We start from the raw sequence: 21,260 nt of genomic DNA, 5'->3' as shown, positions 1-21,260 counted from the left end.
TGAGCCTGGAGCATAACCGCTGACTCGCGGCTCTGGTATTCTCGTCGCCATGAAAAAAACTCTCCCTCTAAGCCTGATCGCAGCCCTCGGTGAAAACCGCGTGATCGGCGTCGACAACCGCATGCCCTGGCATTTGCCGGGGGATTTCAAATATTTCAAGGCCGCCACCCTCGGCAAGCCGATCATCATGGGGCGCAAAACCTGGGACTCCCTGGGCCGACCGCTGCCGGGGCGCTTGAACCTGGTGGTCAGCCGTCAGACCGGCCTGGCGCTTGAAGGTGCGGAAGTTTTTCCGTCACTGGAGGCCGCCGTCCAGCGTGCCGAGGCATGGGCACTGGAGCAGGGCGTGGACGAGCTGATGTTGATCGGCGGTGCGCAGTTGTATGCGCAGGGCCTGGAACAGGCCGATCGCCTGTATTTGACGCGGGTGGCGTTGAGCCCGGAAGGGGATGCATGGTTTCCGGAGTTTGACCGCGGCCAGTGGACGCTGGTGTCGAATACTGAGAATGCGGCTGAGGGCGACAAGCCAGCCTACAACTTTGAAGTCTGGGAAAAAGCCTAAAAGCATCGGGGGCAAGCCCCCTCCCTCATTGATATGCACGCCAAATGTGGGAGGGGGCTTGCCCCCGATAGCGGTCTATCAGGCCTGCGCTAACTCCGCATGCTCATCCGCCTCCAATAACCCCTTATCCGTCTGTCCCATGATCTGGCTGGTAATCGCACCGGCTGTCATCGAACCGTTCACGTTCAACGCCGTGCGGCCCATGTCGATCAGCGGCTCCACGGAAATCAGCAGCGCCACCAGTGACACCGGCAAGCCCATCGCCGGCAGCACGATCAGCGCGGCAAAGGTCGCGCCGCCGCCCACGCCGGCAACGCCTGCCGAACTCAAGGTCACAATCGCCACCAGGGTCGCGATCCACAGCGGGTCCAGCGGGTTGATGCCCACGGTCGGCGCCACCATCACGGCCAGCATGGCAGGGTAGAGGCCTGCGCAGCCGTTTTGGCCAATGGTGGCGCCAAACGAGGCGGCGAAACCGGCGATGGACTGCGGGATGCCCAGTCGACGAGTCTGCGCTTCGATGCTCAAGGGAATGGTCGCTGCGCTGGAGCGGCTGGTGAACGCGAAGGTCAGCACCGGCCACACTTTGCGCAAGAAGCGCAGCGGATTGATCCCGGCCACCGACAACAGCAGGCCGTGCACCACGAACATCAGGCCCAGGGCCAGGTAGGACACCAGCACAAAGCTACCGAGCTTGATGATGTCTTGCAGGTTGGAACCGGCGACTACCTTGGTCATCAGCGCCAACACACCGTAGGGCGTGAGCTTCATCACCAGGCGCACCAGGCGCATCACCCAGGCTTGCAGGGTGTCGATGGCATTGAGCACTTTCTGGCCTTTTTCCACATCGTCCTTGAGCAGTTGCAGCGCGGCCACCCCCAGGAACGCGGCGAAAATCACCACGCTGATGATCGACGTCGGCTTGGCCCGCGCCAGGTCGGCGAATGGGTTGGCTGGCACGAACGACAGCAGCAGCTGCGGGATATTCAGGTCGGCGACTTTGCCGGCGTAATCGTTTTGGATCACTTGCAGGCGCGCCATTTCCTGAGTACCGGCCACCAGGCCCTCGGCGGTGAGGCCGAACAGGTTGGTCAGGCCGATACCGATCATCGCCGCAATTGCGGTGGTGAACAGCAGGGTGCCGATGGTCAGGAAGCTGATCTTGCCCAGGGACGCCGCGTTATGCAGGCGCGCCACTGCGCTGAGGATCGAGGCAAATACCAGCGGGATCACGATCATTTGCAGCAGTTGCACGTAGCCATTGCCGACCAGATCGAACCATCCGATGGAGGCTTTGAGCACCGGGTTGCCGGCGCCATAGATGGTATGCAGCGCCACGCCGAACACCACGCCCAGTACCAGCGCCAATAGAACCTTTTTGGCCAGGCTCCACTGAGTGCGGCGGGTTTGTGCCAGGCCCAGCAATAGGGCCAGGAACACCAGTAGGTTGAGAATCAGCGGCAGATTCATTTGAACTCCATTGTGAGGGCGCCAATCGCCTGAGCCTGCGATTGCGAACCGGGGAGCCTAACAGCTTGATAAATAATGAATTAATACCGATATGGAATGGTGACTGTCGTTTTTGGAATAAGTGTTTGACGCCCACGAGCATGGCCTTGGCGGAAACGGGACGCGTGCGGTCGTGCTCGAAGCGGGAATTGTCACAGGGATTTGCTAGCGTCGGTGTCTTTCACTCAGGGAGACAACGCCTATGAAGCTCGCGCCGACACTATTGGTATCCGCCGCATTCTGCCTTGGCTTGGCCAGCCAGGCGTTCGCCGCCACCGAGTTGAAACATTGGCCCGCCCCGGCCGCCAAGCAACTGAACGAGATGATCGCCGCCAATGCCAATAAAGGTAACTTCGCGGTGTTCGACATGGACAACACCAGCTACCGCTACGACCTCGAAGAGTCGCTGTTGCCCTACATGGAAAACAAGGGGCTCATCACCCGCGAAAGCCTGGATCCATCGCTCAAGCTGATGCCGTTCAAAGACACTGCCGACCACAAGGAAAGCCTGTTCAGTTACTACTATCGCCTGTGCGAAGTGGACGACATGGTCTGCTACCCATGGGTCGCCCAAGTGTTCTCCGGCTTCACCCTCAAGGAACTCAAGGTCCAGGTCGACGAACTGATGGCCTCCGGCAAGCCCGTGCCGGTCAGTTATTACGAAGGCGATGTGGTCAAGACGTCCGAAGTGCAGCCGCCGAAAGTCTTCACCGCCCAGGCCGAGCTGTACAACAAGCTGATGGAAAACGGCATCGAGGTGTATGTGATGACCGCCGCTTCCGAAGAGCTGGTGCGCATGGTCGCTGCCGATCCGAAGTACGGCTACAACGTCAAACCCGAGAACGTCATTGGCGTGACCACTTTGCTCAAGGACCGCAAGACCGGCGAACTGACCACCGCGCGCAAACAGATCAGCGCCGGCAAGTATGACGAGAAGGCCAACCTCGGTCTGGAGCTCACCCCCTACCTGTGGACCCCGGCGACCTGGATGGCCGGTAAGCACGCGGCGATCCTCACCTACATCGACGAATGGAAAAAGCCGGTGATCGTCGGCGGCGACACCCCGACCAGCGACGGCTACATGTTGTTCCACGATGTGGACGTGGCCAAGGGCGGTATCCACCTGTGGGTCAACCGCAAGGACAAATACATGGCCCAGCTCAACGGCATGATGGCCAAGCACGCCGCGGCCCAGGCCAAGGAAGGCTTGCCGGTGACGGCGGACAAGAACTGGGTGATCGTCAAGCCGGATGAAATCCAGTAACTGCTCAAAAATGTGGGAGGGGGCTTGCCCCCGATTGCAGTAGTTCAGTTGCAAATGTGCTAACTGGCGCGCTGGCATTGAGATTTGGCCAGGCAAAAAAAATGCCCCGCACTTGGCGGGGCATTTTTATGGGCGCAGGTCTTACAGACCGTCGAGCATCGCCTTGTTACGCACAGCACCCTTATCGGCGCTGGTGGCCAGCAGGGCATAAGCCTTCAGCGCGGTGGTCACTTTACGTGGACGTTTTTCAACCGGCTTCCAGCCTTTTTTGTCCTGCTCAACCCGGCGCGCCGCCAGTTCTTCGTCGCTGATCAACAGGTTGATCGAGCGGTTCGGAATGTCGATCAGCACCTTGTCGCCATCCTGCACCAGGCCAATCGCGCCACCGGCAGCAGCTTCCGGCGAAGCGTGGCCGATGGACAGGCCCGAGGTGCCGCCGGAGAAACGGCCGTCGGTCAGCAGCGCACAGGCTTTGCCCAGGCCCTTGGATTTCAGGTACGAGGTTGGGTAGAGCATCTCTTGCATACCCGGTCCGCCTTTGGGGCCTTCGTAGCGGATGATCACGATGTCGCCTTCTTTGACTTCGTCGGCGAGGATGCCGCGTACGGCGCTGTCCTGGCTTTCGAAGATCTTGGCGTTGCCTTCGAACACATGGATGGACTCATCCACGCCGGCGGTTTTGACCACGCAGCCGTCGAGGGCGATGTTGCCGTACAGCACGGCCAGGCCGCCTTCCTTGGAGTAGGCGTGCTCGACACTGCGGATGCAGCCGTTTTCACGGTCGTCGTCGAGGGTGTCCCAGCGGGTCGACTGGCTAAATGCGGTCTGGGTCGGGATTCCCGCCGGGCCGGCCTTGAAGAAGGTGTGCACGGCTTCGTCGTCGGTCTGGGTGATGTCCCACTTGGCGATGCCTTCGGCCATGGTCTTGCTGTGCACGGTCGGCAGGTCGGTGTGCAGCAGGCCGCCACGGGCCAGGGAGCCGAGGATCGAGAAGATCCCGCCGGCGCGGTGCACGTCTTCCATGTGGTACTTCTGGATGTTCGGCGCGACTTTGCACAGTTGCGGCACATGGCGGGACAGGCGGTCGATATCGCGCAGGTCGAAATCGATCTCGGCTTCCTGGGCCGCGGCCAGCAGGTGCAGGATGGTGTTGGTGGAACCGCCCATGGCGATGTCCAGGGTCATGGCGTTTTCGAAGGCCTTGAAGTTGGCGATATTGCGCGGCAATACCGACTCATCGTTCTCGCCGTAGTAACGCTTGCACAGCTCGACGATGGTGCGGCCGGCCTGCAGGAACAATTGCTCGCGGTCGCTGTGGGTGGCCAGGGTGGAGCCGTTGCCCGGCAGCGCCAGGCCGAGAGCCTCGGTGAGGCAGTTCATCGAGTTGGCGGTGAACATGCCGGAGCATGAACCGCAGGTCGGGCAGGCGCTACGCTCGTATTCTGCGACCTTCTCGTCAGAAGCGCTGGAATCGGCGGCGATGACCATGGCGTCCACCAGGTCCAGGCCGTGGGAGGCGAGCTTGGTCTTGCCGGCTTCCATCGGGCCGCCGGAGACGAAGATCACCGGGATGTTCAGGCGCAGGGCGGCCATCAGCATGCCGGGGGTGATCTTGTCGCAGTTGGAAATGCACACGATGGCGTCGGCGCAGTGGGCGTTGACCATGTATTCCACGGAGTCGGCGATGATCTCGCGGCTCGGCAGCGAATACAGCATGCCGTCATGGCCCATGGCGATGCCGTCGTCCACGGCGATGGTGTTGAATTCCTTGGCCACGCCACCGGCGCGTTCGATCTCGCGGGCGACCAGTTGGCCCAGATCCTTGAGGTGGACGTGGCCGGGTACGAACTGAGTAAAGGAGTTGGCAATCGCGATGATCGGCTTCTTGAAGTCGTCATCTTTCATCCCCGTGGCGCGCCACAATGCGCGGGCGCCGGCCATGTTGCGACCGTGGGTGGATGTTTTCGAGCGGTAATCTGGCATGGAGCACTCCGGGCGGCTAATCAGGTACTAAACAGGGGAGTGAGCTTCTATTGACGTCTGGAACACTCAGAAATAGCCGTGTGTCCGGAGGTTGCCTCTAACGCTGCGGGATCGCCGCGCGCCGTGGCCTTGAGCTCATAAACCCGCCGGGGGATGACTGGCGATGAATAGGGCCGATTCTACACCGCTGGCGGCTGGAGGGAATGGGCGCAAGCGTGAAGTGAGCCCTTAGGCCGCGTGCGCAGACCTTTGCTCCCTGGCGTTCAGGCCCATGCCGATACCGCTCAGAACCAGAAAGGTGATCGCCAGCACGTTCATCACCTGTTCGCCTGACTGGCTGACCAGGCTGCTGACCAAACCGCCACAGACAAAAATAATCACGTTTCCCGCCGACGCGCAGGTCCCGGCGGCCAGCGGGAATCGGCCCATGGCGCGGGAGGTTGCAATGGGGCGGGTGATGGTCGTTCCGGCGGTACAGAGGATCATCGGCAGCATCACTGTCATGACCGTCAGGCCCCACAGGTGATAGAGCGCCAGCATTAATACGCCCGCCGATGCGATCAGTCGCTGACCGGTGACGATCTGCGTATTGCCGTCCATCCACCGGTTCATCCAGCCCGCAGCGATGCCACCCAGCACGTAGGCGGCGCCATAGAGCAGCAAGACCAGGGCGAACCGATAAGGCGTAAGGCCCAATTGCTCCATCAGGATGATGGGCGACACAACGATAAAGGCGAAATGGCAACCGAAGGCTAGTGCCGAGATCAGCCAGTAGCCGACGAAACTGCGATCACGCAGCACCTGTCGGTACGCGTTCACAATCGAGAGTCGAGCATCGGAGGGCGGGCTTGGAGCGTCGAGTAGGAGCCAAGCCTTGAGGATCAATAACAGGCCAATGATGACAAACACCTGAAAGCTGCCGCGCCAGTCGAGCCAGGTCTGCAACCAACTGCCGAACAACGGTGACACGGAAATACAGATGCCGCTGGCCGTGACCATGGCAATGCGCAATCGCTCTTGTTCTTTGCCGATGAATAGATCCTGCACCAGTGCCTGGGACAGTACGAAACTGCCGCACCCGACCGCCTGGATCATTCGGAAGACCATAAACCAGGCAAAGTCCTGCGCCATGGCACAACCCGCCGAGCCCATGACGGCGACGCCCATACCGATTATCAACACACGCTTGCGCCCCAGGCGGTCGGACAGTGGTCCGACCAGCAGCAGCGACAACGATAAACCGATTGAAAACAGACTCACCGATAACGCGATATCGGCCACGGCCGTATCGAAGTAGCGAGCCATGGAGGGAAAGGAGGGCAGAATCACGTCCAGGGGAAATACGCCGAGGATCGTCATGTTCATCAGCAAGGCGATGGCGGCGGTTTTTCGGGCGGGGGAGGTCAGGTGGGTCATCGAGGAGGGCTCAGACCTTGAATGAGGGCTGAGAATCGATTTGAAGAGAGAACCCGGTCAATGCCCCATAGGGCGATTAGTGTTGTCTGAAATTTCGCAAAAAAGTGTGGGGGCGGCTGCCCCCACACATGAGCCGTTTACAAGTGAACGGTCAGGCCAGCATCAGCTATTGGGCAACAACCGGCACGTAATGCTCTTGATATACCGCGTCTCCACGATCGCCGGGTGCACCGGATGGTCCGGGCCCTGGCCGCCGCGCTCCAGCATCTGGATATTGCGGTCCAGGTGGCGGGCGCTGGTTAGCAGGATGTTTTGCAGATCGTCTTCCGGCAGGTGCATGGAGCACGAAGCGCTGACCAGGATGCCGTCCTTGCTGAGCAGGCGCATGGCTTGCTCGTTCAGGCGGCGGTAAGCGCCTTCGCCGTTTTTCATGTCTTTTTTGCGTTTGATGAAGGCCGGTGGGTCGGCGACGATCACGTCGAAGCGCTCTTCGCTGGCTTTGAGTTCCTTGAGGGCTTCAAAAACGTCGCCTTCGATGCAGGTCATTTTCTCGGCGAAGCCGTTCAGCGCGGCGTTGCGCTCCACGCCGTCAAGGGCGAAGGCCGAAGCGTCGACGCAGAACACTTCACTGGCGCCGAACGCCGCGGCTTGCACGCCCCAGCCGCCGATGTAGCTGTACAGGTCCAGTACGCGTTTGCCTTTGGCATACGGCGCCAGACGGGCGCGGTTCATGCGGTGGTCGTAGAACCAACCGGTTTTCTGGCCCTGGATCACCGGGGCTTCGAACTTCACGCCGTTTTCTTCCAGCGCCACCCACTCCGGCACCAGGCCGAACACGGTTTCGACGTAACGGTTCAGACCTTCGGCGTCGCGTGCGGCGGAGTCGTTCTTGAACAGGATGCCGCTGGGCTTGAGCACTTGGGTCAGCGCGGCGATCACGTCGTCTTTATGGGCTTCCATGGTCGCCGAGGCGATTTGCACCACCAGAATGTCGCCGAAACGGTCGACCACCAAGCCCGGCAGCAGGTCGGAATCGCCGTAGACCAGGCGGTAGAACGGCTTGTCGAACAGGCGATCACGCAGGGACAGGGCAACGTTCAGGCGGTGCACCAGCAGCGACTTGTCCAATGGCAACTTGATGTCGCGCGACAGCAGGCGGGCGCAGATCAGGTTGTTCGGGCTCATGGCCACGATGCCCAGGGTCTTGCCGCCGGCAGCTTCCAGGATGGCTTGGTCGCCTGCCTGGAAGCCGTGGAGTGGGGTGGCGGCCACGTCGATTTCGTTGCTGTAGACCCACAGGTGGCCGTTGCGCAAACGACGATCGGCGTTGGCTTTGAGACGCAGGCTTGGCAGGGACATGACGTCGCTCCGGAAAAAAGAGCGGGAGTATACCCTTTGCGCGCCGGTTCATGTGGGAGCTGGCTTGCCTGCGATGCCGACGGCGCGGTGTATCTGACGTACGGCGGCGATGCTATCGCAGGCAAGCCAACTCCCACATTGATCGGGTTTTTGAGGTGTCGGTCAGCTTTGCTTAGGGGTTAGAATCGCGGCCTAGCCCGGAGTGTGTACTTATGTCCCAAGAGCTTACCGCCGAACAGATTCAACAGGCCCTGCAAGGCATCAGCGTGCCGCCGCAGCCGCAGATCATGGTGGATTTGCAGATGGAGCAGTACATGCCCGATCCGGATCTGGACGTGATCGCGCGGCTGATCTCCCAGGACCCAGGCCTGTCCGGCGCGCTGCTGAAAATCGTCAACTCGGCGCATTACGGCCTGAGCAACAAGATCGCCTCGATCCAACGCGCGGTGAACCTGCTGGGCAGCCGTTCGGTGATCAACCTGATCAACGCTCTGTCGATCCGCGGCGAGATGAGCGATGAAACCATCGTCACCCTCAACCGCTTCTGGGACACCGCTCAGGATGTGGCCATGACCAGCCTGACCGTGGCCAAGCGCACCGGTTCTCAGGCGGTGGACGAAGCCTATGCCCTGGGGCTGTTCCACGATTGCGGCGTGCCGCTGATGCTCAAACGTTTCCCCAACTATATGGCGGTGCTCGAAGAGGCCTATGCCAACGCCGGGCCGGACTGCCGCGTGGTCGATACCGAGAACAACGCGTTCAATACCAACCATGCGGTGGTGGGTTACTACACCGCCAAGTCCTGGCGTTTGCCGGAACATGTGACCGACGCGATTGCCAACCACCACAACGCCCTGGCGGTTTTCAGCGATGAGTCCTCGCGCAATGCGCCGCTGAAGAACTTGTTGGCGATCCTGAAAATGGCCGAGCACATCTGCGCGTCCTATCGGGTGCTGGGCAACCAGTCGGTGGACCATGAGTGGAACGCCATTGGCCACCTGGTGCTCGATTACGTAGGCCTGTCGGACTACGACTTCGAGAGCATGAAGTTGTCGATCCGCGAATTGGGCGCGAACTGATTTATTACCCAAGAGGCGTACATGCCCGAGTTACCTGAAGTCGAAACCACCCGACGCGGGATCGCACCGCACCTGGAGGGGCAGCGCGTCAGCCGTGTGGTGGTGCGCGAGCGGCGCCTGCGCTGGCCGATTCCCGAAGACCTGGATGTGCGCCTCTCCGGGCAGCGCATCGTGCTGGTGGAACGGCGTGCCAAGTACCTGTTGATCAATGCCGAAGTGGGCACCCTGATCAGCCACTTGGGCATGTCCGGTAATTTGCGTCTGGTGGAAACCGGCATGCCGGCGGCCAAGCATGAGCATGTGGACATCGAACTCGAATCCGGCCTGGCCCTGCGCTACACCGACCCGCGGCGTTTCGGCGCGATGCTCTGGAGCCAGGACCCGCACAACCACGAGCTGCTGCTGCGCCTGGGGCCGGAACCGTTGACCGACCTGTTCGACGGCGAGCGCCTGTTTCAACAGTCGCGCGGCAAGTCCATGGCGGTCAAACCGTTCATCATGGATAACGCGGTGGTGGTCGGTGTGGGCAATATCTATGCGACGGAAGCGTTGTTTGCGGCGGGGATCGATCCGCGTCGCGCGGCCGGCGGCATTTCACGCGGGCGTTATTTAAAGCTCGCGATCGAGATCAAGCGCGTGCTGGCGGCGGCCATCGAGCGCGGCGGCACGACATTGCGGGATTTCATTGGTGGCGACGGGCAGCCGGGGTACTTCCAGCAGGAACTGTTCGTCTACGGCCGAGGCGGCGAGGCGTGCAAGGTCTGCGGGACTGAGCTGCGCAATGTGGTGCTGGGGCAGCGGGCCAGTGTGTTTTGCCCCAGGTGCCAGAGCTGATTGCTGGGTGATGGCTGGTATCGCTATCGGGGGCAAGCCCACTCCCACAGTTTGTGAATACATTCAAAAAATGTGAGAGGGGGCTTGCCCCCGATAAGGCCCTAACAGGCACTAAATAGGCTCAATTCTTACCGGTAATCTTCCGGTACTTATCCATCAACTGCTCTTGCGTCTCCGGATGGGCTTCATCCAGCGGAATGCAATCGACCGGGCACACCTGCTGGCATTGAGGTTCGTCGTAATGGCCGACGCACTGGGTGCAGAGGTTGGGGTCAATCACGTAGATCTCTTCGCCTTGAGAGATTGCAGCGTTCGGACACTCGGGTTCGCAGACGTCGCAATTGATGCAATCGTCGGTGATGATCAGGGACATGGAAACTCCTGCCAGGGCCGTCAGCCAAGGCATCTGAAAACGAATGCGCGCAATTGTGCCGCATTGACGCCCGCAGTGCGAGCAGGCGCCGATTGAGCGGTCTTACTTCTTGAAGCGCAGCGTCAGCGCATCGGCCACGGCCGGATGCACGAACTTGGTGATATCCCCGCCCAATGCCGCGATTTCTCGGACCAACGTCGAGGAAATAAACGAATAACGCTCCGACGGCGTGAGGAACAGGCTCTCGACATCCGGCGCCAGTTGGCGGTTCATGTTGGCCAGTTGGAATTCGTATTCAAAGTCCGACACCGCACGCAGGCCACGCAAAAATACATTGGCGTTCTGCTCTTTGGCGAAGTGCGCCAACAACGTGGAGAAGCCGACGACTTCCACGTTAGGCAGATGCTTGGTGACCTCTCGCGCCAGATCCACGCGCTGTTCCAGGGGAAACAGCGGGTTTTTCTTGGGGCTGGCAGCGACCGCGATGATCACATGGTCGAACAAGCGAGAGGCGCGTTCGACCAAATCGCCATGGCCTTTGGTAATCGGGTCGAAGGTACCTGGGTACAACACTCGGTTCATCGCGTCGTCCTGGCGGAGTCCGTTGGGGAACCGGATGGTATCGCAGCCTTCCCGGTCGGCCAAGTCGACTTACGTAGATAAATGCCGTGAATCCTAGGTGTTTTCACGCCGTTTTCAGACGTTCGGCCAATGAAGTCGCCAGTTTCGCGGTCAATCCATACACCGACAATTGCGGGTTCGCCCCGATGCTGGTGGGGAATAATGAGCCATCGTGGATGGACAGATTGCGCAATTGGTGATGACGGCCAAGGCTGTCGGCCACGGCCATTTTGGGGTCTTCACCCATGGCGCAACCGCCCATCACGTGGGCGCTGCCCAGGCAGGTGCGGTGCAGTTCCAGGTTGAGGCCCTCGATCAGCGTGCGGGCTTCGGCCAGGGTTTTCACATAGCGTGCATCGTGATGCAGCGGTTTGACGGACTTGGCGCCCGCCGCGAACTGGATCTCGGCCATGCTCTGGAAGGCCCGGCGTAGACCGTCCCAGGCGTAGTCTGAGACCTGATAGTCAAGCACTGGCGTGCCGTCGCCGCGCAGTTCCACATTGCCGCCCGGGCTGTCAGGGTGGAAACCGTCGCGCAGCAACGCCAGCATCGCGTGGGTATTGGGCAACTGGCTCATATCCAGCGCATTCTGTGTGCCATAGCCGCCCAGCAGAGTGCTGGCCAGCGCCGGATGCAGCGGTGGCGCTTCGAGTTTGTAGGACATTTTACCGGTAGTGCCATCCTGCCATTGGAAATGGTCGGAGTAGATCGACTGCGGCGCGCCGTAGAACGGGTTGATCACCTCGTCGAACAGCGCCGCGGAGAAATTCACCAAGTGCAGAAAGGTCCGCTTGCCCAGCCGCGAATGTGGGTCCGGCGCGTCCGAACGCATTAGCAACGCCGGGCTGTTGATGCCGCCCCCGGCCAGTACATAGTGTTTGGCGTTGACCGTGATTTTGCGCCCTGTGGGTGCTACGCAGCGGGCGTCCATCGCCATGCATTCCAGGCTGCTGACGGTGTCGCCGCGGTATTTGAAATGCTCGGCGCGCGCCAGGTAGAGCAGCTCCCCGCCGCGTTCCAAGGTGGAGGGGATGGTGGTGACCAGCATCGATTGCTTGGCATTGACCGGGCAGCCCATGCCGCAATAACCCAAGTTAAAGCAGCCACGCACGTTGCGCGGGATCACATGCCAGCTGTAGCCGAGTTTTTCGCAGCCCTTGCGGATCACATCGTTGTTGGGGTTGGGCGGGACGGCCCACGGGGCGATGCCCAGGCGTTGCTCCATTTTTTCGAACCACGGCGCCATCTCGGCGCTGCTGTGGCCCTTGACCGCATATTCGCTGGCCCAGTGGGAAAGGGTCGCGTCCGGTGTACGAAAACTGGAGGTCCAATTGATCAGTGTCGTACCGCCCACCGCGCGGCCCTGAAGGATGGTGATCGCCCCGTCCTTGCTCATGCGGCCAATGCCTTCCTGATACAGGCTGGTGTAGGCCTCGTCCTCAAGCAACTTGAAGTCGCTGCTGGTCTTGAGCGGGCCTTCTTCGATCAGCAGCACCTTGTAACCGGCCGCGCTGAGGATTTCAGCAGTGGTGCCGCCCCCAGCGCCGCTGCCGATGATCGCCACGTCGGCTTCCAGGGTCAGGTCTTGATCGAGGGCGCTGCCATTGTGGGTTTTCCAGCCACGGGCCAGGCCTTCGCGGAACAGATCGGGTACGGGCATCAGGGTCGTCTCTTGTTTTTATTGTGGGGGATGCGGATCAGATCTTCGGCGGCCCGGGGTAGCCGCAATGGGCCCAGGACACCGGCTGGAAGTACCAGGCCATGATCACCAGCTTGAGCAGCGAGCCCTGGCCCATGCGGAGCAGGTTCAGGTAACTGTTTTCCCAGCGCTGCAGAAAGTGGCGGATCTGTTCAGCGCTGGCGTTTTCCCAACTGCCCCAGATTCCGGTGAGCGGGCCGCGAGTGAGGCCCAGGCTCAGCACATCGAACAATTGCTGGGTGAGCTTGAACATTTCCGGCGACAGGTGCTGCAGACTGAAGTCGAGTTTTTTCAGAGTGCCGTCGATGCCGCTGGCGACCGCCTGGGCACTGGCCACGCCCTCCAATAAGACAGGGATCACCGCGCGCAAAAACGGCAGATCGCTGTTGCGCAGCATGGCAAAGCCGCTGGCCGGAGTGCTGCTGGAGCAGCCACTGAGGCTGGCGCCCAGCCCTGCTGTGGCCAGGAAGGCACTGGCGCACAGGCCGATTTTCAAGACGCCGCGCCGTGACAGCGCGGGGGAATCCGTGAGGCTAGGGTTCATTGTTGTTATCCCGTAGGTGGCGGAATCAGCGGACGAACAGCTTCTGGATCAACTTCTGTATGGCCTTGCCGTAGGGCGGGTAGATCAGCTTCGCCGCGTTCAGACGTTGCTTGATCAGCACCCCCTTGGCCTTGCTGAACGTCAGGAAACCTTCGTGACCGTGGTAGTGGCCCATGCCCGAGGGGCCGATGCCGCCGAACGGCATATCGTCCTGGGCGACGTGCAGCAGGGTGTCGTTCAGGCACACGCCACCGGAATGGGTTTCGTGCAGCACGCGCTGTTGTTCGCCCTTGTTGTAGCCGAAGTAATACAGCGCCAGCGGGCGAGGCCGTTGGTTGATGTAGGCAAAGGCCTGATCGATGCCGCGATACGGCACGATCGGCAGCACCGGACCGAAGATTTCGTCCTGCATCACGGTCATGTCGTCGCTGACGTTAAGGAGCAGGCTGTGAGGCATTCGTCGCGCCTGGCCTTGGTCGTACAGCGGAATCAGGGTGGCGCCCTTGTCTGTGGCGTCCTTGACGTAGGCGTTGAGCCTGGCCAGTTGTCGCTCATTGATAATCGCGGTGTAGTCCGGGTTGTCGGCCAGCGTGGGATAAAACCCGCGAACGGCGTTGCTGTAAGCCTCGACAAACCCCTCGACGCGGTCTTCTGGCACCAGCACGTAATCCGGCGCCACGCAGGTCTGCCCGGCGTTCAGCGCTTTGCCGAAGGCGATGCGTTCGGCTGCGTCCTTGAGCGGTACATCCGTGGAAACGATGGCGGGCGATTTGCCGCCCAGTTCCAGGGTCACCGGCGTGAGGTGTTCCGCCGCCGCGCGCATTACATGCTTGCCGATACTGGTGGCGCCGGTGAAGAGCAAGTGATCGAAGCGCAGCCGGGAAAACGCGATCCCCATATCGGCCTCGCCGAGCACCACGCACACCAGGTCTTCGGGGAAAATTCTCGCCAGCAACGTCTTGAGCAGTTGCCCGGTGGCCGGCGTGGATTCACTGAGCTTGAGCATGACCCGGTTACCGGCCGCCAACGCGCCGACCAACGGGCCGATGGCCAGGTACAGCGGGTAGTTCCACGGCACGATGACGCCCACCACTCCCAACGGCTGATAGATGACTTTGGCTGACGCCGGTTGGAAGGCAATGCCTACGGCGCGTCGGGAGGGTTTCATCCAACGCTTGAGGTGTTTGCTGGCGTAGTGAATGCCATGCAGGCTGGGCATCAGTTCGGCGAAGAGGGTTTCGTCGGCACTGCGGTGGCTGAAGTCCTGGCTGATCGCATCGATCAACGCCTGGCGTTCATTGCTGAGCAGATCCCGCAGGGCTTTGAGCCATTGTTGACGCTGCGCAGCCGGCGGCATGGGATTGGCAGCGTAGGCACGCTGCTGTGCGTCGAACAGACCCTGGAGTTGATCCAGTGCCTGAGAATCTTGCAGGTAGGCAACGTTGGCAGACATGGCGCAGTACCGGTTGTTATTGGTCTGCGTGGATTTTTAGAGTCATTACTCTAAATTGTCAAATAACATTGCAGCAACATGATGGATTTATCCAGGCCGGGATAGCCCGTAAGATGCTCCATCCCGTGTATAGAAGCTGATCCCCTATGGCACCACGAGTAAAGACCAGCGAGCGCATTGTGCAAACCAGCCTGGAGCTTTTTAACCAGCAGGGCGAGCGCAGTATCAGCACCAACCATATCGCCGCCCATATGGAAATTTCGCCGGGCAACCTGTACTACCACTTCCCCAACAAGCAGGCGATCATCGCCGTGCTGTTTCGCGAGTACGAAGCGCTGGTGGACAGTTTCCTGCGTCCGCCCCAAGGGCGTGCGATGCAGGTGGAGGATAAGCGTTTCTACCTGCAAGCCGTATTGGCCGGCATGTGGCGCTATCGTTTCCTGCACCGCGACCTTGAGCACCTGCTGGAAAGCGACCCGGAATTGGCCACTGGCTATCGGCGTTTTTCCCAGCGTTGCCTGATCCAGGGCGGCGCTATCTACCAGGGGTTTGTCGATGCCGGCATTCTCAATATGGACCCGGTGCAAACCGAAGCCCTGACCCTGAATGCCTGGATTATCCTCACTTCCTGGGTGCGTTTTTTGTGCACCACCAATGAGAATTCTGCCCATCTGAGTGCCGAAGCGATCAAGCGCGGGGTGTACCAGGTGCTGGTGCTGGAGGCCGGCTTCGTCACGCCCCAGGCGAAAGACGCGGTGGACGCACTGTTCAAAGAATTTTACGTGCCGTTGAATCAGGCACTGGAAGAAGTGAAGTAGGCCCTTTCTCGAATCTGTTTACAGGAGTCCGCCATGCCGCTTGCCCAACTGATCAGCCCCCAGCAATTGGCCGAGCGCCGCAAGGCCGGAGGTTTGGTAATCCTGGATTGCCGTTTCGCCCTGGAAGACCCGGAATACGGGCGTTGCAGCTATGCCGAAGGCCATATCGAGGGCGCGCAATATGCCGATCTTGAGCGCCACCTCAGCGGTCAGGTGGTAAGAGGCGTGACCGGCCGCCACCCTTTACCGGCGGCGGACACCTTCGCCGAGCAACTGCGGGCCTGGGGCATCAGTGCCGACACTGATGTCGTGCTGTACGACGACGGCCCCGGCGCTTATGCCGCGCGGGCATGGTGGCTGCTGGCCTGGCTGGGCAAGCGCGACGGCGTATCCATTCTGGATGGCGGCCTCAAGGCTTGGCACAGCGCCGGGTTCCCATTGAGCCTTGGCGTGCCGGTAACCGAACCTGGGAGCTTTGTCGGCCAGCCGGACAATCATCTGCTGCTGGACGCCGAACACCTGCAAGAACGCCTGGGCCAGCCGGGCATGACCTTGATCGATGCCCGCGCCCCCGCGCGTTTTCGCGGCGAAGTCGAACCCATCGACCCAATTGCCGGGCATATTCCCGGTGCGCAGTGCGCGGCATTCAATGAAAACCTCGGCAGCGACGGGCGCTTTCTGCCGGCCGAACAACTCAAGCAACGCTTCGCTGCGCAGTTGCAGGGGCGCTCGCCGGAAGAACTGGTGGCCTATTGCGGTTCGGGAGTGACGGCGTGCCACAACCTGTTCGCCCTGAGCCTGGCAGGTTATCCACTGGGTAAGTTGTATGCGGGGTCGTGGAGCGAGTGGATCACCGATTCGAAGCGGGCGATTGCTACGTGCGATTGATCGCCCACTCGTTTAGCCGTGCTGGGCCAATAGCCATTGAGGGATTCGACGCTCCAGGTAGTAGCCGGGGCGTTTCAGTGAGCCATCGACAAAGCCCACATGGCCACCTTTGGTCGTTAGCTCAAACTCGGTGCAATCCGATAGCTCGCTGGCCTCAGGCAAGCTATGGGCAAACACGAACGGGTCATCGGCGGCCTGGATAATCAGGGTTGGGGTGCGGATGCCGCCCAGATAGTAACGGCTCGACGCGCGGCGGTAATAATCCTCGGCACTCAGAAAACCGTGCAGCGGCGCGGTGACCCGGCCGTCGAAGTCCCAAAACGTGCGCATCTTCTCCAGCGAGCCGAGGGCCTCCAGGGTTTTCAATCCCTCCACCTGGCCATCCTGTAGGAAGCGGCGTTGCTTGAGGCGGATATACGTGAGCATTTCGCGCATGAAGTGCTTCTGATACACCCGCGAAAACCCCAGCCCGATGCGATCGGCGCACTGATCCAGGCGAAACGGCACCGACACCGCCGCTGCGCCTTGCAGGCCGGACATTTCCCCTGTTTCCCCTAAATGCTTGAGCAACACGTTGCCACCCAGGGAGTAACCCACCGCGTACAAGGGCGCCAACGGTCGCTTGGCGCGCAGGTGCGTAATGGTCGCCGCGAGGTCTTCGCTGGCGCCGGAGTGATAGCTGCGCGCTAACAGGTTCGGCTCGCCGGAGCAGCCCCGCCAGTTCAGCGCGACGCTGGCCCAGCCCTGGCCGGCGAGGACTTTCTGCAAGCCCGCGACATAGGGGGAGTTGGATGAGCCGGTCAACCCATGCAGCACCAGCACCAGCGGCACGTGTGCGTCGTGAGGGCCGTGCCAGTCAAGGTCGAGAAAGTCGCCGTCTTCCAGCCATAGACGCTCGCGTTGGCGCTCAATATGGGTTGTGGGGCGCAACAGCGGCCCCCACAGTGTTTGCAAGTGGGGGTTGCCGAGGCCGAAGGCGGGGGTAAACAGGTCGGAGGTCGGTGTCATGAAACTCTCAGTCTGTGGCGAGCCTGCCCGCCACAAGAATCCGCGTGCTGAAAAGCATTAAGCGCCGCTTTCGACCAACCGATGCCACAACGCGTAAAACACCCGTCCGGATTTTTGCTCCCGATGCAGGCGCCATGCGCCAGGCAGGCCCAGGGTAGAGGGTGCGGTTTCGCTTTCAGTGTAGATCCACGCATCGGCTGCCAGCCATTGGCGTTCTTCCAGCAGCGCGCACACGGTGGGCAACAGGTTCTGGTTGAACGGTGGGTCGAGGAATACCACGTCATATTCACTGGCGGGCTGGGTTTCCAGATAGCGCAGGGCGTCGGCGGTTTGCACCTGACCATTGGTGCAGCGCAGGGTGCCCAGATGCTCCTTGAGGCTGGCCACAGCGACGTTGCTGGCGTCCAACGCCTGGGCCTGGGCGGCGCCACGGGACAACGCTTCCAGGAACAACGCGCCACTGCCGGCGAACGGGTCCAGCACCTTGGCCCCGCCGATGTAGGGTGCGAGCCAGTTGAACAGGGTTTCGCGCACGCGATCCGGTGTTGGGCGCAGGCCCACCACGTCGGGGAAGCTCAGCTTGCGGCTGCCCCACTCACCGCCAATGATGCGCAGTTGGCCCACACCGTTATGTACGTTGTGGACAGGTTTTTTCGGGCGAGATGAACTGGCCATTAATGCTCCGGGACCCCGAGCGGCTGCTCGGCGGGTTTATCAGTAGGGGGCGGTAGTGGCTTCTGCGCAATGGTCGGGCCGGCGGTCACGATGACCATCTTGTCGGCGCTCAAGTGTTTGTTCAGCGCAGCCTTGACCTGCTCTACGGTCAAAGCCTGGGATTGTTTCATGAAATCCTCCAGATAGCTCAGCGGCAGATTGTAGAAACCCATCGCCCCCAGCTGGCCGACGATATCGGCATTGCTCGCGGTCGAGAGCGGGAAGCTGCCGGCCAGCTCGCGCTTGGCGTCATCCAGCTCCTTCTGGGTCGGGCCGGTCTTGAGGTAATCGGCCAGTACCTGTTCCACCAGGCGCAGGGTGCCGCCGCTCATTTCGGCGCGGGTCTGCAGGTTGATCATGAACGGGCCACGCACCTGCATCGGCGAGAAACCGGAGTACACGCCATAGGTCAGGCCGCGCTTCTCGCGTACTTCGCTCATCAAGCGTGTGCCGAAACCGCCGCCACCGAGGATCTGGTTGCCCAGGGACAAGGCTGCGTAGTCCGGGTCGGCGCGGTCGATGCCCAGTTGGGCGAACAGCAGGTGAGTCTGCTTGGAAGGGAACTCGATATGGCTCAGGCCGGCCTTGGGCTCGGTGGGCTGGGCGATTTTCGGCAGGGCAGGGCCCTTGGGCAGCGAGGCGGACACCTTGGCGGTCATGGCTTCGGCTTCGGGGCGGGACAAGTCGCCCACTACCGCAATCACCGCATTGCCGGCGGCATAAGCTTTGGCGTGAAAGGCCTGCAACTGCGCCAGGGTGATTTTCGGCACGCTTTCTGGCGTGCCTTCACTGGCATGGGCATACGGATGATTGCCATATAGACGCTTGAACAACTCAAGGCTCGCCAGTTTGGCGGGGTTCTGCTTCTGATACTCGAAGCCGGCGAGGATCTGGTTCTTGATGCGCGCCAGGGAATCGGCCGGGAAAGTCGGTTGACCGATCACCTGATCGAATAGCGCCAGGGCGGCATCGCGCTTGGCACTGTCGCTGAGGCTGCGCAGGGATACCAGCGCCATGTCGCGGTAGGCGCCATTGCCGAAGTCGGCACCCAGGCCCTCAAAGCCACTGGCGATCTGGCTGACATCCTTGCCCGGCACGCCTTCGTTAAGCATTGCGTTGGTCATCAACGCCAGACCTGGCACGTCGCCGTCCTGGCTGCTGCCGGCGGCGAACAGGATGCGCATATCGAACATAGGCAGTTCATGGGCTTCGACGAACAGTACCTTGGCGCCTTCGGCAGTGGTCCATGTCTGCACATCCAGCTTGCGGTTGGTCGGCGCCTTGCCGTCCAGTTCTGCCAGGGATTGCAGCTTGTTGGCCGATTGCGCTTGATCCAGCGCCTGGCTGGCAACCGACTCGCTGGGCCGCAGGAAGTACACGGCGCTCGCGGCGATCAAGGTAACGGCGATCAAGCCGGGCAGAATCAGACGGCTGCTTTTGCGATCACTCATGAGCGGTCTCCTCGGGCAGAACATGGGCGACGCTCAAACGTTCGCGGGTGAAGTAGGTGCGGGCGGCTTTCTGGATGTCTTGCGGGGTCACGCTTTGCAGGTCGGCGAGTTCGCTGTCCATGAGTTTCCATGACAGCCCCACCGTCTCCAGGGAGCCGATGGCCGTGGCCTGGCTGGTGATGGAGTCCCGCTGATAGACCAGGCCGGCGATGACCTGGGCACGGATGCGTTCCAGTTCTTCAGCGGTCGGCGGTTTGGCTTTCAATTCGTCCAGCAGGCGCCACAGGCCGGCCTCGGCTTGGGCGATGGTCTTTTTCTTCTGCTGGTTCGGCGTGGCCGAGAGGGTGAATAGGGTGTCGCCACGGGTATAGGCGTCGTAATTGGTAGAGGCGGCGGATACCAGCTCTTCGCCACGTTCCAATTGCTCGGAAATACGCGCGCTATAGCCGCCATCCAGCAGAGCCGAGATCAGGCGCAGGGCCTGCACCGAGCGTTTGTCCTCGGCAGTGGCGAGGCCGGGTACGTTAAAGCCGAGGATTACGCTTGGCAGTTGGGTCTGCACGCGCATTGTCAGTAGGCGCTCGCCGGGTTCGGCCAGCTCCATGGGGATCTTGGCTGGTGGCACGTCACGTTTGGGGATCGGGCCGAAGTAGCGCTGGGCCAGGTTCTTCACCTCGTCCGGAGTCACGTCGCCGACCACCACCAGGGTAGCGTTATTGGGCACATACCAGGATTGGTACCAGTGACGCAGCTCTTCGACCTTCATGCGCTCCAGGTCTGCCATCCAGCCGATGGTCGGCGTGTGGTAACCGCTGGCCGGGAAAGCCATCGCCTTGAAGCGTTCGAAGGCTTTGGACATCGGGTTGTCGTCGGTGCGCAGGCGGCGCTCTTCCTTGATCACCTCGATCTCGCGGCTGAATTCGTCGGCCGGCAAGCGCAGGCTGGCCATGCGGTCCGCTTCCAACTCGAAGGCCACGCCCAGGCGGTCGCGGGCCAGCACTTGGTAGTAGGCGGTGTAGTCATCGCTGGTAAACGCATTTTCTTCGGCGCCGAGGTCGCGCAGGATCAGCGAGGCTTCGCCCGGGCCGACCTTGGCGCTGCCCTTGAACATCATGTGCTCCAGAGCGTGGGACAAACCGGTCTGGCCCGGGGTTTCATAGCTTGAGCCGACCTTGTACCAAACCTGGGAAACCACCACCGGCGCGCGATGGTCTTCGCGTACGACCACCTTGAGGCCGTTATCGAGGGTGAATTCATGGGTCGGTTGTGGATCGGCAGCCAAGGCTGAAAGAGGCAGACAAACTGTGCTGAACAGCAGGCCTGCGGCGCGGCGGGCGAGAGCATTCATTCGTTTTTTAACCTGTTGGGCGGCCCGCTTGGTCTTAGCGTCGGCGGGCGAGGAGGTGCTAGGATACTGATCCGATTTAACGACGGCCACGGCTATCAGGCTCGGGGTGTTTACGACGCCTCGTATGTAGCCGTAGGAAACATGGAATAAGCAGTGGTTTTCCCTGAAGTTATTCTATTTTTCGCCGATTATGTGTCGCTAAAGCCCTGTATTGAATCGTTTTCCTGAGGCTTTATTTGGCCTTACAAAATGTTGCGCATGAACAAGCGGGCGTTAAAGCAGTCTGTTCTGCATCGAATTTTATTTACCGAGGCGCCCTGGCGCGTCGCTACTTTGA

Annotated in this window: 19 protein-coding genes; 6 read left to right on the top strand and 13 right to left on the bottom strand. The window is 61.0% G+C overall.

Features of this window, described 5'->3' with window-relative positions:
* Window positions 1-49: 49 nt before the first annotated feature.
* Window positions 50-562, top strand: coding sequence for a dihydrofolate reductase (locus ABX75_RS08000; RefSeq protein WP_047881730.1), 513 nt, complete (start codon window positions 50-52; stop codon window positions 560-562).
* Between the two features lie 78 nt (window positions 563-640).
* On the opposite strand, the gene ABX75_RS07995 is transcribed toward ABX75_RS08000, so the two are convergent.
* The gene (locus ABX75_RS07995) at window positions 641-2,032 is read right to left on the bottom strand and encodes an L-cystine transporter (protein ID WP_047881729.1); all 1,392 of its coding nucleotides are present in this window, start codon (window positions 2,030-2,032) and stop codon (window positions 641-643) included.
* A 241-nt stretch (window positions 2,033-2,273) separates the two neighbouring features.
* On the opposite strand from ABX75_RS07995, the gene ABX75_RS07990 reads away from it, so the two are divergent.
* Window positions 2,274-3,335, top strand: coding sequence for a hypothetical protein (locus tag ABX75_RS07990; protein ID WP_047881728.1), 1,062 nt, complete (start codon window positions 2,274-2,276; stop codon window positions 3,333-3,335).
* A 141-nt stretch (window positions 3,336-3,476) separates the two neighbouring features.
* On the opposite strand, the gene ilvD is transcribed toward ABX75_RS07990, so the two are convergent.
* The 3 genes from ilvD to ABX75_RS07975 form a co-directional block, all read right to left on the bottom strand.
* Window positions 3,477-5,318, bottom strand: a complete 1,842-nt coding sequence (ilvD, locus tag ABX75_RS07985; RefSeq protein WP_034101306.1) for a dihydroxy-acid dehydratase — start codon at window positions 5,316-5,318, stop codon at window positions 3,477-3,479.
* 228 nt (window positions 5,319-5,546) lie between these two features.
* Entirely contained in the window at window positions 5,547-6,734 is a 1,188-nt protein-coding gene (locus ABX75_RS07980; protein ID WP_047881727.1) for a Bcr/CflA family efflux MFS transporter, read from the bottom strand.
* Window positions 6,735-6,896: 162 nt separating this feature from the next.
* A complete protein-coding gene (locus ABX75_RS07975; RefSeq protein WP_034115369.1) occupies window positions 6,897-8,093 on the bottom strand; it encodes a class I SAM-dependent rRNA methyltransferase in 1,197 nt (398 codons plus the stop codon).
* Window positions 8,094-8,359: 266 nt separating this feature from the next.
* Here ABX75_RS07975 and ABX75_RS07970 point away from each other — a divergent pair, with 266 nt between their 5' ends.
* Together ABX75_RS07970 and mutM are read left to right on the top strand one after the other, a co-directional pair.
* On the top strand, window positions 8,360-9,172 hold the full coding sequence (locus tag ABX75_RS07970) for an HDOD domain-containing protein (protein WP_169867689.1): 813 nt from the start codon (window positions 8,360-8,362) through the stop codon (window positions 9,170-9,172).
* 21 nt (window positions 9,173-9,193) lie between these two features.
* Complete coding sequence (gene mutM / locus ABX75_RS07965) at window positions 9,194-10,006, top strand: bifunctional DNA-formamidopyrimidine glycosylase/DNA-(apurinic or apyrimidinic site) lyase (protein WP_034101302.1); 813 nt, start codon at window positions 9,194-9,196, stop codon at window positions 10,004-10,006.
* Window positions 10,007-10,127: 121 nt separating this feature from the next.
* Here the strand turns inward: mutM and ABX75_RS07960 are convergent, their stop codons facing one another.
* The 5 genes from ABX75_RS07960 to ABX75_RS07940 all read right to left on the bottom strand — a co-directional run bounded on the left by ABX75_RS07960 (window position 10,128) and on the right by ABX75_RS07940 (window position 14,696).
* Window positions 10,128-10,379 carry a YfhL family 4Fe-4S dicluster ferredoxin gene (locus ABX75_RS07960; protein ID WP_047881726.1) on the bottom strand — a complete coding sequence of 84 codons (252 nt, stop codon included), beginning with the start codon at window positions 10,377-10,379 and terminating at the stop codon, window positions 10,128-10,130.
* A 102-nt stretch (window positions 10,380-10,481) separates the two neighbouring features.
* On the bottom strand, window positions 10,482-10,961 hold the full coding sequence (gene coaD / locus ABX75_RS07955; protein WP_038444185.1) for a pantetheine-phosphate adenylyltransferase: 480 nt from the start codon (window positions 10,959-10,961) through the stop codon (window positions 10,482-10,484).
* A 103-nt stretch (window positions 10,962-11,064) separates the two neighbouring features.
* Window positions 11,065-12,660 carry a GMC family oxidoreductase gene (locus ABX75_RS07950; protein WP_034101765.1) on the bottom strand — a complete coding sequence of 532 codons (1,596 nt, stop codon included), beginning with the start codon at window positions 12,658-12,660 and terminating at the stop codon, window positions 11,065-11,067.
* A gap of 37 nt (window positions 12,661-12,697) precedes the next feature.
* Window positions 12,698-13,243 (bottom strand): hypothetical protein, encoded by a 546-nt coding sequence (locus ABX75_RS07945; protein WP_034115368.1) that lies wholly within the window; start codon window positions 13,241-13,243, stop codon window positions 12,698-12,700.
* A 25-nt stretch (window positions 13,244-13,268) separates the two neighbouring features.
* Window positions 13,269-14,696 carry a coniferyl aldehyde dehydrogenase gene (locus tag ABX75_RS07940; RefSeq protein WP_034115367.1) on the bottom strand — a complete coding sequence of 476 codons (1,428 nt, stop codon included), beginning with the start codon at window positions 14,694-14,696 and terminating at the stop codon, window positions 13,269-13,271.
* A 146-nt stretch (window positions 14,697-14,842) separates the two neighbouring features.
* Between ABX75_RS07940 and ABX75_RS07935 the strand changes: the two genes are divergently transcribed.
* Both ABX75_RS07935 and ABX75_RS07930 read left to right on the top strand, forming a co-directional pair.
* On the top strand, window positions 14,843-15,514 hold the full coding sequence (locus ABX75_RS07935; protein WP_034101297.1) for a TetR/AcrR family transcriptional regulator: 672 nt from the start codon (window positions 14,843-14,845) through the stop codon (window positions 15,512-15,514).
* A gap of 33 nt (window positions 15,515-15,547) precedes the next feature.
* Entirely contained in the window at window positions 15,548-16,402 is an 855-nt protein-coding gene (locus tag ABX75_RS07930; RefSeq protein ID WP_047881725.1) for a sulfurtransferase, read from the top strand.
* A 12-nt stretch (window positions 16,403-16,414) separates the two neighbouring features.
* On the opposite strand, the gene ABX75_RS07925 is transcribed toward ABX75_RS07930, so the two are convergent.
* Genes ABX75_RS07925 through ABX75_RS07910 form a run of 4 tightly spaced genes read right to left on the bottom strand, consistent with a single transcriptional unit; the run spans window position 16,415 to window position 20,923 of the window.
* On the bottom strand, window positions 16,415-17,410 hold the full coding sequence (locus ABX75_RS07925; RefSeq protein WP_047881724.1) for a hydrolase: 996 nt from the start codon (window positions 17,408-17,410) through the stop codon (window positions 16,415-16,417).
* A gap of 57 nt (window positions 17,411-17,467) precedes the next feature.
* Window positions 17,468-18,085, bottom strand: a complete 618-nt coding sequence (gene rsmD, locus ABX75_RS07920) for a 16S rRNA (guanine(966)-N(2))-methyltransferase RsmD (RefSeq protein ID WP_047881723.1) — start codon at window positions 18,083-18,085, stop codon at window positions 17,468-17,470.
* Window positions 18,085-19,575, bottom strand: coding sequence for a pitrilysin family protein (locus tag ABX75_RS07915; protein WP_047881722.1), 1,491 nt, complete (start codon window positions 19,573-19,575; stop codon window positions 18,085-18,087). The genes rsmD and ABX75_RS07915 overlap by 1 nt, the downstream gene beginning before the upstream one ends.
* Entirely contained in the window at window positions 19,568-20,923 is a 1,356-nt protein-coding gene (locus ABX75_RS07910) for a pitrilysin family protein (RefSeq protein WP_034101292.1), read from the bottom strand. Before ABX75_RS07910 ends, ABX75_RS07915 begins: the two co-directional genes overlap by 8 nt.
* Window positions 20,924-21,260: the final 337 nt, after the last annotated feature.

It is taken from the genome of Pseudomonas sp. ARP3 (genome assembly GCF_001029595.1).
Taxonomy (GTDB): Bacteria; Pseudomonadota; Gammaproteobacteria; order Pseudomonadales; family Pseudomonadaceae; genus Aquipseudomonas; species Aquipseudomonas rhodesiae.
This window is presented reverse-complemented; position numbering and strand designations above follow the sequence as displayed.